Source organism: Natronomonas amylolytica (genome assembly GCF_037031205.1).
Lineage (GTDB): Archaea > Halobacteriota > Halobacteria > Halobacteriales > Haloarculaceae > Natronomonas > Natronomonas amylolytica.
In genome coordinates this window covers 92,840-109,310 of the sequence record NZ_JAYEZM010000010.1, presented here as the reverse complement: position 1 = coordinate 109,310, position 16,471 = coordinate 92,840, and the positions used below count along the sequence as shown (strand labels likewise).

10 protein-coding genes are annotated in these 16,471 nt (G+C 60.0%); 4 read left to right on the top strand and 6 right to left on the bottom strand.

Annotated elements, in window-relative coordinates; translation table 11 throughout:
* The first annotated feature begins 183 nt into the window (after positions 1 to 183).
* The 3 genes from U5914_RS14370 (at position 184) to U5914_RS14360 (ending at position 2,921) form a co-directional block, all read left to right on the top strand.
* On the top strand, positions 184 to 1,107 hold the full coding sequence (locus tag U5914_RS14370) for a hypothetical protein (RefSeq protein WP_336136442.1): 924 nt from the start codon (positions 184 to 186) through the stop codon (positions 1,105 to 1,107).
* Between the two features lie 315 nt (positions 1,108 to 1,422).
* Positions 1,423 to 1,614: a hypothetical protein gene (locus U5914_RS14365; protein ID WP_336135728.1), complete on the top strand. Its 192-nt coding sequence runs from the start codon at positions 1,423 to 1,425 to the stop codon at positions 1,612 to 1,614.
* A gap of 353 nt (positions 1,615 to 1,967) precedes the next feature.
* Positions 1,968 to 2,921, top strand: a complete 954-nt coding sequence (locus U5914_RS14360) for a type IV pilin domain-containing protein (protein WP_336136441.1) — start codon at positions 1,968 to 1,970, stop codon at positions 2,919 to 2,921.
* 253 nt (positions 2,922 to 3,174) lie between these two features.
* On the opposite strand, the gene U5914_RS14355 is transcribed toward U5914_RS14360, so the two are convergent.
* Positions 3,175 to 5,370 carry an amino acid permease gene (locus U5914_RS14355; RefSeq protein WP_336136440.1) on the bottom strand — a complete coding sequence of 732 codons (2,196 nt, stop codon included), beginning with the start codon at positions 5,368 to 5,370 and terminating at the stop codon, positions 3,175 to 3,177.
* Between the two features lie 2,133 nt (positions 5,371 to 7,503).
* Here U5914_RS14355 and U5914_RS14350 point away from each other — a divergent pair.
* Entirely contained in the window at positions 7,504 to 7,863 is a 360-nt protein-coding gene (locus U5914_RS14350; protein ID WP_336136439.1) for a hypothetical protein, read from the top strand.
* 45 nt (positions 7,864 to 7,908) lie between these two features.
* Here U5914_RS14350 and U5914_RS14345 read toward each other — a convergent pair whose 3' ends face one another.
* The 5 genes from U5914_RS14345 to U5914_RS14325 all read right to left on the bottom strand — a co-directional run bounded on the left by U5914_RS14345 (position 7,909) and on the right by U5914_RS14325 (position 16,343).
* Positions 7,909 to 8,202, bottom strand: a complete 294-nt coding sequence (locus U5914_RS14345; protein ID WP_336136438.1) for a type II toxin-antitoxin system RelE family toxin — start codon at positions 8,200 to 8,202, stop codon at positions 7,909 to 7,911.
* The gene (locus U5914_RS14340; protein ID WP_336136437.1) at positions 8,192 to 8,389 is read right to left on the bottom strand and encodes a hypothetical protein; all 198 of its coding nucleotides are present in this window, start codon (positions 8,387 to 8,389) and stop codon (positions 8,192 to 8,194) included. Before U5914_RS14340 ends, U5914_RS14345 begins: the two co-directional genes overlap by 11 nt.
* 804 nt (positions 8,390 to 9,193) lie before the next feature.
* Complete coding sequence (locus tag U5914_RS14335) at positions 9,194 to 9,403, bottom strand: hypothetical protein (RefSeq protein ID WP_336136436.1); 210 nt, start codon at positions 9,401 to 9,403, stop codon at positions 9,194 to 9,196.
* 84 nt (positions 9,404 to 9,487) lie between these two features.
* Positions 9,488 to 13,276 carry a UvrD-helicase domain-containing protein gene (locus U5914_RS14330; protein ID WP_336136435.1) on the bottom strand — a complete coding sequence of 1,263 codons (3,789 nt, stop codon included), beginning with the start codon at positions 13,274 to 13,276 and terminating at the stop codon, positions 9,488 to 9,490.
* Complete coding sequence (locus tag U5914_RS14325; protein WP_336136434.1) at positions 13,269 to 16,343, bottom strand: PD-(D/E)XK nuclease family protein; 3,075 nt, start codon at positions 16,341 to 16,343, stop codon at positions 13,269 to 13,271. Before U5914_RS14325 ends, U5914_RS14330 begins: the two co-directional genes overlap by 8 nt.
* Between the last annotated feature and the right edge of the window lie 128 nt (positions 16,344 to 16,471).

The following is a 16,471-nucleotide window of genomic DNA, read 5'->3' as shown; positions in this document are numbered from 1 at the left end:
CGCCGACTGGAGTGTTCACCGTACCCTATTGGTGGGTTAGCAACAACAACACGTTTTGTTTAAGTAGGGGTGTCGGAACTCCCCGTCGTTTGGGTGAGGTAGCGTCCATTGGAGCTCTATCGCAGCATAACAACAACAACCACCCGTTACGTTATAAGTGACTAATGGCAACCGCCGAGTACGATGCAAGAGACGACCGAAGAGAACCACGACGAGGGCGAGGTCGTCGTGAAGCTGGCGGACGAGACTGTGGATCGGCTTGCCACGCGACTGGCAGTCGCCCTCGGTGACGGAACCGGAGTTGACGGGGCGGACGAGCAGTTAGAGGAGCGAGTTAGCGATTTAGAGGCGCGTCTCGAGGAGCTGACCGGCAGCGGGAGCAACCCGAACAGCGACGAACCGGATTCTGTACTCGACAACTACGTCAGCAAGCGCGAGGAGGGGACGTGGGGAGGCCGACGACTCCCGCCCGCGGCACTCGGAGAACTCGTCGAGCGAGATGCAATGGAGATGCCGGCCGTCGAACCGGAGCACCTCCCCGAAATTAGCGCACAAGGCCATAGTCGCAAGAAGAAGGCAGCAGCTGTACAGGCTGCCCTCGCAACGGAACGGAACATCGTCGAGGAGCCGGAGGTGAACGATATGATTGTGAGCGTGGTGCCAACGAGCACCAAAAAGAACGTACGAGCGATTCGGTCAATCTGCCTCGATCGTATGCTCACTATGGGGGATGTCTGGTCGGACAGTGGACGGAAGAGTGACCTACTGAAGAAGATGGTCAATGGCACGCACTTTCCGACTGAGGCATGCGTTGAGGGATGGCTTGAAGGCGTGCTGGATGAGGTGCAATCTAATCTAGAGGCAACAGCTGCCGCCGACAGCGTGGAAGACGTGATTTCGACCCTCCAAGCGCGAGACCGCGACGGGGCGGTGCGTGCCTTCCGCGATTACGCGGCGGCGGTCATGGATGTTCAAGATAGCGGCCTCGATCTGGATGGGGCCGTAGAACTCGGGAAATGGGCGATGATGGCCGCTGATTGGGCCGATGAAGATGCGGGCGTTGAGGAGTTTCCTAGTCGTCCTGAGATTTCAAGCACCGCCGAATAACTCTTCTACTTCGGGCGAGGATTCTGTGGGACTCTTCGTATGGCGCCGTCGACGGCGCCGTGGCTGAGGTTCGGTTTTGTGAATTGACACCCTGCCGTCGTCGGCGCCGATACTCAGAACTAATCGGGTGTACAACCCCCGTCTCTCGGTGTTCCTCTGTCGTCACGGGTACTGTTATAGATGGTCTGTTTTCTTCATCTAGAATCGAACTGAAACAGCCGCGAGAACGAGCGTGCGGACTAATCAATCTGTTTTCAGGTGTTTCCGTACGCATTCGTGCGTACATCTATACGCGAGACTGTGGTAACGTGACTCATGCGAGAGTTCACACTTCGAGCTGATGAGACTGGCACGCTCGAACTCGTCTGTGAGCGGAACGACAAAGAGGCCCCCGAACCCAATGTTCGCTCATTCGCTGAACGTGACGAGTTCGGATTGCTCGTTGATGATCTGACGCCAGGAGAACAGGTACTGCTGTTTGTTCCCGATACCACCTCTGAGGAGTAATGCTGAAAGATACGATCAACCCCCTGTCGGCAGGAAGGATGCACTACGTCTCCGTCACAACGCTCACTAACTGATTTACACCGACCGATCCGTAGACATCCTGTATCGACCGATAGGTGAGTAACCTATATCGGCCGAATCAAGAGTGGCACTGTTACAGACGCAGCGAGACTGAACCAGCCGTAATAGCGAGCGTATGGGTCGTTCGAATCTGTTGAAGGAGAGGCTATGAGGAGGTGTAGCCGTTAAAGCTCGAAATGTTAGTAGCGGCAGTAATTTGCTCGGTACAGCGTCTTCACACTCTGAAAGCCATAGAACCAGCTTAATACGCCGCAGACCTACCAATCCCTTGAGTGACCGATTTAGCCAACCAAGATCGGGCAATCTCGCCAGTGATTGGTATCGTATTGCTGGTGGCGGTTGTCGTGGGGCTATCAGCTGTATCTGCTGGAATGTTCTACTCGCTTAACCAAGAGAGAGATCCTGCACCGGCCGTCACGATGTCGCTCGAACCAACGGATGTCGGTGCCGTCCAGACGTTGAGTGTGGAGCAGGGTCAAACCCTAGAGGGAGAGAACATCGAGATTCGTGGCGGGGTCAAGTTGGCTGATCTCTCTTCCCGAGAACTCGCGGCCGGCGATCAACACCGGATCGTACCGACAGCGACGACTGTCGAAGTCGTCTGGTTCGGCAGCCAAGATACAAGTTACGTCATCTGGGAAGAGTCAGTCTCCCAAGAGGCGACAGCGCCCACCCCGGACAAGGGTTGCTCGTGGGTGGAAACTGAATCAGATAGCGGTACGGACAACGTGAAAGTCATAGGCGAGGTCGTTGCTTGTGATGTCGAGACGAGTAAGGGCATCGAGGTGCAAGACGGCGGTGTCATCATCGGCGAGACGACGAGCGGCGCGAAGGACATCGACGCCGACGACGCCACCTTCTACGGCGATGTCGAGGTGGAGACGGTGTTCAACCTCCAAGACGGCCTCGTGACGGGATCGATCCAGTCGCACACAGCGGATATAAAGCTCGATAACGGAACTGTCACCGAATCGGTATCCGCGGTCAAAGTACTCGAAGTCGTTCACGGGAGTTCGGTCGGCGGCAACGCTACCAGTGACAAGCAGGTGAAAGTCCTCAACAGTGAGGTCGCTGGTTCTGTCGTCTCGGATGATAGCGTCAAGCTTCAGGATGCCACCGTCGAAGGAGAGGTGTATGTCGACGCCGCTTCCTTCGACTGTACGAATTCAACGATAAACGGCCAGAGTTGTGCCTCGTACTCCCCGAGAGACCCAGCGACATACTGAGCAATCTCCCGCACTCACTGACGCCTACGGCACTTTGAGGAGTTCGGGAAAATTCCTGAAGTAAGAGGTCAACCACGGATTGCTCTGTAGCTCACCTGTAACCACCACACTAGTCCTACTGAACCGACGTACTCTGGGCGATTCGTACGGTCGTTCTTACGGCTGGTTCAGTCTCGTCGTGGTGTAACAATTCCACTCCCGATTCAGTCGATATAGGAAGCCGACAGACCACCTCCGACGGTCGAATAGTAATCTAGAATAACTGCCGTTCGACCGCCCGACGAAGGCGCCCAGGCTGGCTTTCCCCGTAGACGACCAGCGTGCCGTGTTCCGTCCCCGCAGTCACCGGGTCAGCGCGACCGAACAGTCGGTCAGTAAGACCGCGCTGGACGCCGCTGACAACAACGACGTCGGAGTTCTCAGCCGCGAGTTCGATGGCATCATCGAGTCCCGACCCGATAACCCTGGTCTCGACCGGCGACTCACACAGGGCAACAAGTTCGGAGAGATAGTCGTCGGTCGTGTTCCGGCGGCTCTCCGGGGCGTCCGCCCCAAGCGGGAAATAGAAAGTGACCGTTCCCCCAACAGCCGTGGCGAGGGCGTCGGCCAGCCCCACCTTCGTGGGGTCGAACGGCCCTTCGTCGGTCACGACGCCGATGCGTTCGGTGGCGTCGTGGTCGAGATTCGAGACCTCGATAACATCACACGGAGCATGGTCTTCGATCCAGTCCGCGTCGCTGCCCAACAACGGGGTCGATCCGGTCGAGCGCTCGATAATCAGCGTGTCGGTTCCAACCTCGGCGGCGTAGTTGACAATCGCGTGGCGGGTGTCGTGGCTGACGACTTCCCCGTACCGAATCGGTATCGTCGAGTCGGTCGCCCGATCGGCCATTCTCGCCTCGAAGGCCTGGTCGGCCTCGGTGAGGGTATCGGCGGACTGCGGAAGCGGCGTCTGGTCGGGCGCCTCATCGAACTGGACGACCCGGACACCACCCTCACGAGTCTGCGCCAAGTCCACAGCGAGGTCGATCAGCGACCGCTCAACGGCGGGGGCCGTCCGCTCGGTGACCGCCACCAGCACCTCGTCGCCACCGGTGTCCACCTCAGCTTGGGTCTGCTCGACCACGTCTCGGCCAACGCTCCGTCGGACGGCGTCAGTCATCGCGCCCTCGCGGCCAACCCCGCCCCGGCGGGCAACGAAGAGATGGTACCACACCATCGAGCCAGCGGTGATGACGACAGCCCCGACCAGCGGGACAAACCCGATGTAGCGCAGGAGAACAATGCCACCGACAATGCCGACCAACTGAGGAAGGGGGTATAGCGGCGACTTGAAACTGGGGTCGTACGCCTCAATCGATCCCTGACGGAACGCGATGAGCGCGACGTTGATGAGAATAAACACCAGAATTTTGAACGCGCTGGCGAGTTTGGCGATGTCGTCGATGGGGACGAACGCGATGAGGACGAGCAACACCCCGCCGGTAATCGTGATTGCGTTGACCGGTGTCTCGAACCGGTCGCTGACGTTCTCGAAAATGTCTGGGGCGAGGCCGTCACGACTCATCGCGAAGGGATACCGCGATGAGGAGAGAATACCCGCATTGGCGGTGCTGATCAGCGCGAGGAGGGCCGCGATAACGACAGCGATGACTCCAATAGCGGGTAGTGCGGTACTGGCGGCGACTTCCATCGGGGTTTGGGTGTCGGTCAGGGCGGCCTGGTCGGCGACGCCGACCATGACGGTCACGATGGCGACGTAGATTGCGGCGGTGATGATGAGTGATCCAAGGATACCCAGCGGGAGGTTCCGGTCGGGGTTTTCGACCTCTTCGGCGACGCTGGCGATTTTGGTGACACCGGCGTAGGAGACGAAGATGAACCCGGTCGCCCCGAGGATGCCCTCGAACCCACTATCGAAGAAGCCCTCGAAGCGGGCGCTCTCGACGTCTGGTGCGCCGGCGACGATGAACCATACCATTACTGCCAGCATAACCGCGACGATGGCGACTTGCATCCGCCCGGTCTGCTTCGCACCGACGATGTTCAGGATGATGAGAAGTGTCGCGACGGTGAGCGCAACCGGTGTCACCGGCAAATCGAACAAAAGCACTAGGTACGGTGCGCCGCCGACCAGCGCCAGCGCTCCCTTGAACGTCAGCGAGAACCAGGTTCCGACCCCGGCGATAGTCCCGAACAGCGGGCCCATCGCTCGCTCGATGTAGAGGTAGGTGCCGCCGGCCTCGGGCATCGCCGTCGCCATCTCGGATTTGCTGAGTGCCGCGGGCAACACCAGCACCCCAGCGAGGAAGTACGCGAAGACGACCGCCGGCCCGGCCATCTTCATCGCCAGTCCCGGCAGGATGAAGATGCCGCTGCCGACCATCGCACCTATGCTGATGGCCGTTACCGACGGGAGTCCCAGGTCGCGCTCGAGTTGTTTTCCCATTGTGTAGAGATGCCAACACGCCAGTAGTATGCGGGCGATTCCACAATCGACGCGGCCTCGAAAACGGATGGCCGGTCGGGTACCCGTATCGGATACTCAACTGCGAACTCATTAAGTATCGGGATAGGGTGAAGAGTCTACCGCAAACGCGCCGACGGAGATAGTTCATTGAACTACAATAGAAACCATTACTGTTGGAATCGATTGAGACAGGAGCGTATTTACCGCACATTGATTCCGATTAAAAGGTCAGGTATGGGGAGTCCATCCCCACCCCCATGAGGACGTCTTCTCCCCGCATAATTCACGACGGAGAGGTAGGTAATAGAAGGGCCAGAAAAACTCCAATATCTGCCAACTTCATAGATTATTTATAAGGCCACTAATATAGCATCGAATGGCTTCCAACTGGAGGCCGCTACACCGTTCCCCACCGTAGCCCCACCGGAGACTGGTATCCCCCCTCTCGGTGATTTTCAGAAGGTTACAAAGTCGTTCTCTCTAAGTAGGAGGAAGAAGGCCTGTAATCTTGGATTTGAGCATATTCTTTTGTATATCTCAGCTGTGTAGCACAGCACTCTAATCCTCTTGATTTGCACGCTCGTCCGAACGGCTGGTTCATCGGATTTCGGCGTAAAGAAACAACGCTAGACAGACCGGTGAACCACGCCGTCGTCGGCGCCGTTGTAGCTTTGAACGGGTGTGATGGTTACGCCCACGCATTGGAAGCGGCGCTGAACTCCCGCTACTGTGACTTAGCCCTTCAGTAAGGTTTCCAGTACGCTTGTGTAGCGCTCGTTGATTGGGCCACACTCGCACCCATGTGCGGATCGAGGGAGGAGAGGGATAACCACACACTCCTTCGCTCCGATGTTCTGGATCGCTTGTCTGGTTGACCTGTGAGCCGCCGCTGACGCTTGCCTGTGAGTCAGGTGTCCTGTGTAGGGGGACTGATTCCACCGCTCGCTCGAGGCCCTGTGCCTCGCCCCTGCGCTGGGCCTGCGCTCCCACGCCCGCACACGTGGTGGATGACGTGGTGCTTCGCTTCGTCGCTGATCTGGTCTCCTCCAGACCACTCCCCCCTTCCTGCTCATCGGGAGGGCCTGTGTGGCTCGCCTGTGAACCGGGGGAATCCCTGTCACTACCCCTCCCACGAGGAGCGCCATTCTCCATTATAATCTCGATAGCACCGCAGGGGGAGTGGAATCAGGGGTTAACCTTGACGCCGCTCCTGTTGTCCGGGATTGTCCGGGACTGTGTCCTACACCTTATCCTTAAGACTGCTGATAGGACAGATTGTCCGAGGGCCCTCGTGACTCGCCTGAGAACGCTGCTGCCGGTTCATCATCCTACTTGCTCCTTGACGCCGCTCCCGCTGTATATACTTGTATAAACAATTGTACAAGGTGTTTGTACAAGGGGGAATCTGCTTGTACACTCTGTAGAACGCTCTGTACAACTCCAACTCTCATATCTAATTTGACCTCAATTTTTTAAGGGGCTACCCGCCTCGCCTGTGGTGACTCTGCTGGTCACCCCAATCCCCTGTTCTATCCTTGACGCCGCTCCGCCTGATGGTTTGTGAAGGTTTACCTGAAGGTGCCCTCTGAAGGTGCCCGCCGATGCAGGTTCACCCCAAGGGTGTTCCTGGAGGTGGTCGGAATCCATGTCCTACGTGACATAACTATTTACGTCTCATTAGGGGCATCCGCCTCGCTTGTGGGGTCACCGGGGAAACCCCTGCTCTTTTCTTGACGCCGCTCATTCTTTATATCAATTTATATATCGTTTGACATGGGTGTTTGATATGGGTGTTCAGGGGTATCAAACGTTTATATTCGATTTGATATGCGCGGACGCATACGTTAAGTGATAATAGCCTATTTGTATTGTTCGGATTGGACGGACAGCCAACCCTCTGGAATCTCTACACTGAGGTCGTCAGCGACCCCCACGAGTATGACCCTGCGCGTGTTCACCGCACCCTGATCTCCCCGTCGTCGTCGCCGTTTGAAACGCTTCACACGCGTCACTCGTTTGCTCCGTTTCGGGCGTTTCATATGGTTGAAACGGCCGTTTCACTTTCACTCCGGACGACTTGGGTTTAAGTAGTCGGCCCTGGCTGAGCAGGATATGCGTGGGCCAACACGGTCGGAGCCCCCTGTCAAATTCGGGGAAGTCAAGATTACAGACGATGAACGCGCCGCTATCTCAGAGTACCTCGATGATCCAAGGTACAGCGGACCGCGCGGATATGCAGCTGTTGAGCAAATCCTGATTCGCGAAATCCACAGACGGGATGGGGTTGCTTGGGATGATTTCGTTGACCTGTGCTTGGCTATCGGACTGGCGATCGACGGCAAGCCACACACGCAGAAGTTGGTTTGGGGTTTGATGACCGACAATTATCCGGGGCAGGAGGAACCGCGGCCGCGGGCCGCGTTAGAGTTAACGGTTGATGACGAGCATCGGGCGGTCGACGACCTTGTTTAGAGCTCTGGCGCCGACGACGGCGCCGAATGGGAGTGGTAAGGCTATTCAAAACCCGTACCGCTTGTGGGCTTCATCGATGTCGAGTATCTCGACGACGCGAACTTCGTCATCGTCTTTGAGGATGTCGTAGAAAGCGGTGTGAGTCCGCCCGATGTGAAGCCGATACATCTCCTCACCGTCGACAGTAAGCTTCTCCTTGTCGCCGCTGCCGGAGTCCGGCCGCGGATACGGGTCGTCGGCTAACTTCTGGAGGTTCTTTTTAACGATTCGCTGACTCTTTTCGTCGAGGGCCGTGTAGTATTCTCGGGCATCATCTCCCAGGAGAACTTCATAGGTCATCGAGCGACGTCAGCTCCTCTGAATCTGCGTCCCTGACTTCGCGCACCCGGTCGGCGAGTTGACTTCGGTTGTGTTCCTGTACGAGTTGTTCGAGGAGATCGTCGTAGGTCTGTCCTGCATCTTTGAGTTCGTTCAATTCTTTCCATCGTTCTTCCGTCACCGGAATCCGCTTGTTTGCAGTAGTCATATGCTGGTACCCATTTGTTGCCTCTACGCCCGCAGCGTAGAGGGGAAGGGAGCTACCCTTCATCCCTGCGCGTACGTGCAATCCTTACAACTCTTACAGCATAAGCTTTCGGCGCCGTCGACGGCGCCAACGCACCGATGGAAGCTCCCAGGCCTGAATCAAGAGCTGAGATGTGTTCTACAGAGGAATCAAGGCGAGTGCCTCGGGGCTTGACTCCGAGGCGGTTCACTGAGGAGAGTACACAGTATGCCGATTCCAGAGCTGCTCGTGTCGAGTCGAGCAGTCGCTTGCGGGCGACCGGGATGGAACGAGTCTGATTGTGCTCTCTACGGCCGTGCCCCAGGAAAGCGGGTCACCTTCGTTCGTCCAAAGGACGGCCTCGTGCTCTCCGACCGTCGGTTGCTCTCCTTGCAGTTCGAATCCGACGCGAACAGTCGCTGGCAACTCGACGGGGTCGCAGGCAGTCCACCACACCAATCCCTTGTATCTATCTTCACGGTAGTAGGAATCCGTGATGAGGGGAGCCGATGTCCCATCTATCGAGATCGACCACCACATCCGTTCTTGATGGTCGACGCCTTCGTTGAACAGGCGACTTCCCAGCGGTGACCGGATTGGAGGGATACGCGTTGGAGTTCCTACAGCGAGAGCTGTCCAGCAAAACAGCGTCCTGTCACGTGGAATCTCGAATTCGTGCGTTTCCCCGTCAAGTGGGAGTGGAAGCTCGACCGCGGGGTGGTCGAGGCCGTCAATCCGAGCCATCGGAGACTTCGGGGTCGTGCTGTAGCACTCGGGTGTTCATCGTTATTCCTCGTCGGTGGCCTCGATCTCGGCCTCGTAGTTCCAGCCGAGGTCTGCGTGTTCCGCATCTCTTGACCCAGAGATGTGGCCCTTGATACTGCGTATAGAATCCGATCGGTACTCCCCGCAGATCGGACAGGTGTATCGCCCCTCGTCATTCCGCTCGTCGGAGATGATCTCATCGAACGAAAACGGTGGCGTATCTGAACTCATATGCCCCTCTTGGCGGGATACGAGCAAAAAACCCGTTACCGTTTCCTAGATGACCGCTAAACGCTGTTTTCCTAGATGCAGTCCCTAGGTTCCACTGCAGTCACCGCCGAGCGTATCGTTGGCCCACTCCATGAGGTCGCCTATCTCCTGTCGGGAAAGCACGCGCCGCTTGACTGCGCCGGTGTCGGTAAACACGAGGGCGACTTCGACCGACTCGGCGTCGCCGTCATTCTGGATGAGAGCCCCAGCATACGCGACCAGTTGCGGGAGGTAGTGTTCCGTCAGCGTGGCGAGGGACTGCCGCTCGAGATCGCTCGTCTTGTAGTCGACCACGAGATAGTCATCGGCGGTCACCGACAGGTGGTCGATGTCGCCCACCACGCGTGCATCGGGTAAATCCAGCGTGACCGAGAGTTCGCTGTGCCGCGAGCTGATCGCATGGTCTGCCTCGAGGCGCTGCAGCCCCTGTAGGCCTGCTTCGGTGTGCTCGACGATTGCATCGATGGCCGACGACGACACCGCGTCGGGGTCGTCGACGCAGCGGCAAACGATGTCGGGCCAGTCCGACCGGGGTGGATCGAGTTCGCAGAGCTTGTGGACGGCAGTACCGACGGTCGCCGCATCGAGCGCGTCGATTGCGGCCTCGTCGTCGACCATGCTTGTCCCGTCTTCCTCCGTGGTGTCGGCCTCGCGGAGCACGGCGGGCCAGTGGGTCGCCATCTCGGCGAGGTGATCCCGGAACCCCGTCGCAGAAAAGCGGGTTCGTGATGGCTCCTGCGTGGGTGCCGGAATCTCGAGATCGGTCGGCAGTGATTCCGCCTCGTCGACCGGCGACCAGTCGGCCGGCGGCGTCGGTCGCCGGATGGAATACGGCCCCTCGCCGAGCGTCGTCTCGAGCGTTCCGTCTCGCCCGAGGTGCGTCACGAGATCGGGCACATCAAGCATCGTCGGCTGCACCCAATCGCTCCAGTGCCAGGCCTCGTCCCAATCGCCCACTTTCGAAAGTCCGGACGCTGTCTCGGTATCGACGCCGTGCGTACCGCTCAAGAGGAGGTGGTCGCGCGCACGGGTCGCGGCCACGTACAGCAGTCGCCGTTGCTCGGCGCGTTCGCGCCGGCGGTGGTGCGTTCGAACGTGTAGGTAGGTGGCCGTGTTCGTGCTGCGATATGCGTTCCCTGCGGAGGGGGCCTTCATTCCGATAACCGGATCATCGTCGATGCGCTCGATGTGTGCCTTGGAGAGCGAGGAACGCATGTTGAACTGTCGGGTGATCTCGGGGATGAGGACGATCGGAAACTCCAGGCCCTTGGCCGAGTGAATCGTGCGCAGTTGGACGCCCTCGACATCGCCGGGAACGGTCGCTTCGCTCGGGTCGGCGTCGCCATCGCGGGCACGTTCGATACGGTCGATGAGGTCGGTGACCGACCGGGCGCTGCTTTCCTCCCAGTTGCGCAACTGTTCGCGGAACTTCTCGACGTTCGCGATCGCTTGCTGGGGGCGGTCGTCCGCACCAATCGAGATCAGGTAACCGGTGTCATCGATGATTCTCGAAAGGAGCGTGCTCCACTGGCAGATCGTGTCGGTATCTTCGAGCCCGGCGGACTGCCGCCAGTCGCTAATCTGTTCGCGCGCGGCCCGCAGTTCCGACGTGGTCGAGGCGAGACCATCCCAAAGCGACATATCGGGCGCTCGCGCTCGTGCGATTTCCGAATCGGTGAACCCGAACAGCGGCGACCGGAGAACGCCATAGAGGGGAATGTCAGCTGTCGGGTCTTCGAACACCTTGAGCAGGTTGAGCAACGGAACGACCTCCGGGGTGTCGTAGAAGCCGCTTCCAGCGAGGTTGGTGTACGGAATTCCTTCCGCGTCGAGTTCGCGCTCGAACGCGGCCAGTCGGTTCGAGGAGCGGAAGAGAAGCGCCACGTGACGCGGCTGAGCGGCCACACGGGCCTCCGCATCCCGGTCGTAGACCTTTCCGTCGCCGTCGAACAGTTGCGTCAGCCGCGCGGCAACGGCCTTGGCCTCCCGTTCGGCCTCCGAGACGAACGTCTCCTGCGTGAACCACGAGTCCGCCAGGCCGAGAGCGGCGTCGGCATCCTCGTCCTTGGGAACGACCATGTACTCGACCGACCCGTCGATGGACGTCCCGTTCTGTCGCCGCGTGTCGAGCCACTGTGGCTCCGCCTCGTACGGCTCGTGGTCGACCTCCTCGCCGTCTGACGAACCGTCGGTGTCTGCTTCCGAACCCTCATCGTGAGCTGCCGGCTGGAGAACCTCCTCGAAGAGTTCGTTAATGACGGTCAGGGTCGGGTCGATCGTTCGGAAATTGCCAGTTAGCTCGAGGTTGCCGTCGACGGCGGAGGGGTTGTCGTCCAAAAGCCTCGAGCGCGCCGCTCGGAACTGGGTCACGTCTGCATCACGGAACCGATAGATGCTCTGCTTCTCATCGCCGACTAGGAACACGTTCCCGCCGTCGAAGCGGTCTGGATCGTCGCCCGAGAGCAGTTGTATCAGGTTCCACTGCCGCGGATCGGTGTCCTGCACCTCGTCGATCATGATGTACTCGAATTGGTCGCGCAGGGTTCGGCGGGCGGTGTCGTGTTCCGCGAGGAAGTCGATGGTTTCCGTAATCAAATCGGAGTAGTCGAGGGCGTTCCGTCGATCCTTCAGCCGGTCGTATTCGACGCGGACGGCTTCGAACACGCGGGCGAGTGCGATCGCCTGCTCCGCCCCGTTCCGGGCGACGACCGGGTTGTGGTCGAGATTGCGCGCCTCGGGTTCGATGACGTCGGCCAGTGTGTCGAGGGCCTCCTTGAGGGCTGCGCGCTCGTCTTCGCGACCGTAATCGCTCCATGTCCCCTTCGATCCGGCGTATCGCCACGTCTGCGATTGCAGCGTTCCCGATCCGGTCGTCACGGCATCGGCCGCGTTCAGGAGGAACAATTGGCGATCGATCGTGCTCCCTGTCGGCGTATGAGCGCCGGTATCACGCAGGAATGCCGTGAGTTCGTCGAGTATCTCCACCCCGTTGTCGTCCTCGGGGATTTCGAGGGCTAAGTCGCCCAATCGAAGCAATTCCGCGATCGCCTCCTGCGTGGCGTCGGCTTCCATCAGCCTCTCGGCCTCCGTGGCGGGGATCGAGACATCGACGAACTCGGAGCAGTGGGCCAGATACTCGGAGGGTGACTGGTCGGCCCACCGATCGGCCCATTCGGTGCTGTCGGGCCGCTCGGAGAACAGGCTCTCCAGTGTCGATTCGAGGTTGGATCGTGAGTACAACTGCGTGAGTGTGGCCAGTTCCTCGCGGACGTCCCAATCCCACTCGCCCATGGCGTGTTCGTCGGCCGCTTGCGTGAGGCGGCCTGTATCACTGGCAGCGCGTTCGTCGAGGCCGTAGCGATCCAAGACCGCCGTTATCGCCTCTTGAATGAGCGTTCCCGCGTCGCCTTCATCGAGCGTCTCGAATTCGGGGTGGACGTTCGCCTCGACGGCGAACTCCCTGAGTACCCTGCTACAGAAGCCGTGGATTGTGTGGATGTACGCATCCGTGAGTTCGTCCTTGGCACGCCGCCAGCGGTCGTAGGTCTCGTCGCTGGCCGCCGCGAGTTGCTCGTCGATCACCTCCCGAATCTGGTCGTGCATCTCGTTGGTGGCGTCCTTCGTGAAGGTGAGCGTGAGAATTCCGTCGGGCCCAGTCTCGGGTTCCGTCGTCAGAATCTTTCGATACCGCTCCTTCAGGGTCGTGGTCTTGCCGGTTCCGGCACCGGCGGTGACCGCGATGTTGTGACCGAGCGCGAGTGCATCCCGCTGCTCCGATGTGAGTGAAACCTCGTCGCCGGTCTCGTCGGCCCCGGTCTGTGACTCCTCACTCATCTCTATCCCTCCTCGGCAGATACTCGACCGTATCGCCGGGCCTTGCCCCATCCGGAACGTAGGTGGAGGCGTCCGTCTCGTCGATCTGTTCGATCACGTCGTACCGACGGTGGTGGCGAACGTCGCATACGTCGCTGAACTCGCAGTACTCACACTGGGCGGTGCTCTCGCCGACGAGCGCCGGCTGGAAAGCGCCGTCGTCGATGCCGTCGATGGCGTGCTCGATTCGATCGGGAACGACATCGTCCAAAAACGCACCCATGTCGACCTCGTCGAAGCGTTCCGCGAGACTCGGACGGAGCGTCGCCGTCGGCCCATCGTTGAGGAGATAATAGCCCGCATCGACGTGATGTGGACGCAGCCCGTCTCGGCCGTCGAACAGGGTCGGTGCCCCCAGCATATAGAGTGGCAGCTGGAAATCCACGCCGGCAAGCGCCTGATTCTCCCGCCGTCGGGCACCGGCTTCGCTCGACGATTTGTAATCGAAGAGCGAGACTCGATTATCGGCCTCGTTGGTGTCGATCCGGTCGACGCGGCCACCGATTGGAACGGTTCGCTCGCCGAGTGGGACGCCGTCGTCGGCGCCGATTTCGATCTCGAAGTACGTGGGACGGTGTCCGTCAGTTGCCCGGTCGAGTTCGGTCTCAAGGAACTGCAGGAACAGTCCTGTGGCCTCGCCTGAACGCGTTTCGGCATGCGGGTCGTGATAGTCGTTCAGCTCCGGCGTCGCCAATCCCGCAAACAGAGTCTGTAGCGTCGCCCGATCGAACACGCCATCGAACGATTCGTCGGCGCCGTCGACGGCGCCGAGGCCGGCCTCCAGCAGGCGCCGCTCAAGGTCATCTCGGTCGAACGCGGTCGGGTCGACCGGCTCACCGACATCGGGCTGAAGCCCCCGGTAGAATCGCTCGACGGTCTCGTGGATGACCGATCCTATCTCGAGGGAACTCACGCCGGGCTCGAGATCGTCGTCCGCCTCGAACTGCCAGCCGGTGCGGAGCATGTACTTGAATCCACACTTGGCATATCTCGTCAGCCGAGTGTGACTGAACGGGGTCTTGGTGAGCCGGTCGTCGAGTACCGCAATCGCTTCGGTCGAAAGCTGTCCGTCGTGCTCGCTCAGCGCGTCGGCTGCTCGGGACGAACCGCATTCGGCTCCGCGAAGCGCCATTTCCGAGAAGGCCTCCGGTACGTGGCCGTTCTCCTTGGCCGCGGTGAGTGCCGGCGCTAGCGACTCGGGGTCGGCACCGGCCATTGCTCGCTGTAAATCTTCACGAGCGCCCCGCGCTTCGGATGCAACGCCCGTCGTCGGTTCGATGCTTGTCACTCTGGCGAGCTCATCGACGAATGGTGACACCAGCAGCGGCTCGTCATCAATGGTCGTCTCGGGTGTCGTGATATGCACTCGCTTTGCGTTCGCCAGCAGCATCCCGAACCGATAGCGGTCGCGATCCCGCTGGGTGTGCCGCTCGAAGAGGTCGAGCGCCTCGCCAATCGACTGGAAATACCGGGGGCGGGTTTCCGTCCCCGACAGGTTTCCGTCGGTCGCCCCCAGTACGTACAGCTCGTCGAAGTCGGCCATCGGGGTGTCCTGTAACCCGATCAATTCGACGCAGTCGTCGGTCACCTGCGGGGGCGGCGGGACGCGGACGCCCTCGAGCGCCGTCGCCACTTCGGTCAGGGGCTCGTCCGGGTCGAGTTCCTCACAGACCGTCTGGACGGATTCGAGGATTCGACTGATTCGGGAGAACGCAGCGCCTTCGTACCCGGCGTCGATGGTCGCCTCGGGCGCCAGCGTTTCGATGGCCTCCTCGAGTCCGAGGTGCTCCAGCAGGCGTTCGAACGTTGGGACAATTTCGGCGGGACGGGCATCCCTGACGGCCGCCACGTGGTCGAGAAGGCTCTCGACGCCGGCCTCGGAGGGGCCAAGCTCGGCCGTAAACTGGTCGATCGATGTGGTGTAGAGTCGCCGCTGGACATCCGATACCTCGGTCGCGTCGACATTGGGCAGATCGACCAGCGGGTTCGTGGCGAGTTGCCCGATTCGGTCGCTTCGTGGCTGTTCACAGAGTTCCACAGCGTCGAGGACGGCCCGTCCGACGTGCGTCCGTTCGAGGAGGATGCTTACGCGGTAGACGTGGTCGATCCCGTAGGCGTCGAAAATATCCGCGATTCCCTCCCGATACGAGAGCAATCCGGGTGCGAGGACGAGGATGTCGTCCGGTGTGCAGGTCTCGTCGGTGGCTAGCCGCCTGCGAAGCCGTCGTGCAAGGTGTCGAATCTCTCGATCCGGCGTCGGTGCTTTGTGCCACGAGATTTCTTCGGGCGGCGTCTCCAGTGGGCTGACTTGCCGGTACAGTCGCGCGGCCGTCTCGGTTAGTGGCTGTTCGTCGGACGAGGATGTCCGCTCGGACTCGAAGCCGCGCTTGACGAGCGCATCAACTGTCTCCTCGATGGCGGAGCCGATACCCGCCGTCGGAGTGTCGGGTGTCGGTGTCGGCAGCAGAACGAGCACCGGGAACTCATCGGCGAGTCGCTCCAGTACGGCCAGTTCGACGGATGAAGGGTCGATGAAGCCGGAAATGACGATGGCGTCGAGGTGTGGAAACGCGTCTTGCAGTGAGCGTTCGCTGTTGGCGACGGCAGTCAGCTTGGCGTTTTGCGAGCGGGCCTCCGGATGAGCGATGGTCTCACGCAGGTCGAGATACTGCGTGTATGCAGCCACCAGCATATCCCGCTGCGTACTCGAGCAGTCGGTCGCACGCAGGCGTTCACGAAGTGTCGAGGCATCTCGAACGCCGTCGGCCTCGAATTCGCGAAACAGTTCGGAGATTGATGGGGTGTGATGCCGGGGCGTCGCGAGATCGTCTCGCTCGTCGAGTGCGAGGAGCGCCTGTTCGATCATCCGGCGCCGGTCGAGCGTCTCAATATCGGGATATGGCCCGAAGAGGCGCTCGTGAATCGTGAGCGCGAAATCCGAAAGCCCGGAGACGGTCAACCGTAGCCCGTTGTGTTCCTCTCGCCACGCGTCTTCGATTTGGTCGCGCTGGTAGTCGTTCGTCTCCAAGAAGCGGGCACTTTCCGGCGTTGACCCCGCGTTGCGGTTGAGCCACCGAAAAGCGCTGTTGCGTAACGATATAAAAGACGAGCCGAAGCAAATCTGGCCTCCGGACATGCGATGGGCATCACGATGAG

Excerpts from the sequence above, each read along its gene's own strand:
- U5914_RS14370 (WP_336136442.1), top strand. The coding sequence starts at position 184 with ATGCAAGAGACGACCGAAGAGAACCACGACGAGGGCGAGGTCGTCGTG.
- U5914_RS14365 (WP_336135728.1), top strand. The coding sequence starts at position 1,423 with ATGCGAGAGTTCACACTTCGAGCTGATGAGACTGGCACGCTCGAACTC.
- U5914_RS14355 (WP_336136440.1), bottom strand. The coding sequence starts at position 5,370 with ATGGGAAAACAACTCGAGCGCGACCTGGGACTCCCGTCGGTAACGGCC.
- U5914_RS14350 (WP_336136439.1), top strand. The coding sequence starts at position 7,504 with ATGCGTGGGCCAACACGGTCGGAGCCCCCTGTCAAATTCGGGGAAGTC.
- U5914_RS14345 (WP_336136438.1), bottom strand. The coding sequence starts at position 8,202 with ATGACCTATGAAGTTCTCCTGGGAGATGATGCCCGAGAATACTACACG.
- U5914_RS14340 (WP_336136437.1), bottom strand. The coding sequence starts at position 8,389 with ATGACTACTGCAAACAAGCGGATTCCGGTGACGGAAGAACGATGGAAA.
- U5914_RS14335 (WP_336136436.1), bottom strand. The coding sequence starts at position 9,403 with ATGAGTTCAGATACGCCACCGTTTTCGTTCGATGAGATCATCTCCGAC.
- U5914_RS14330 (WP_336136435.1), bottom strand. The coding sequence starts at position 13,276 with ATGAGTGAGGAGTCACAGACCGGGGCCGACGAGACCGGCGACGAGGTT.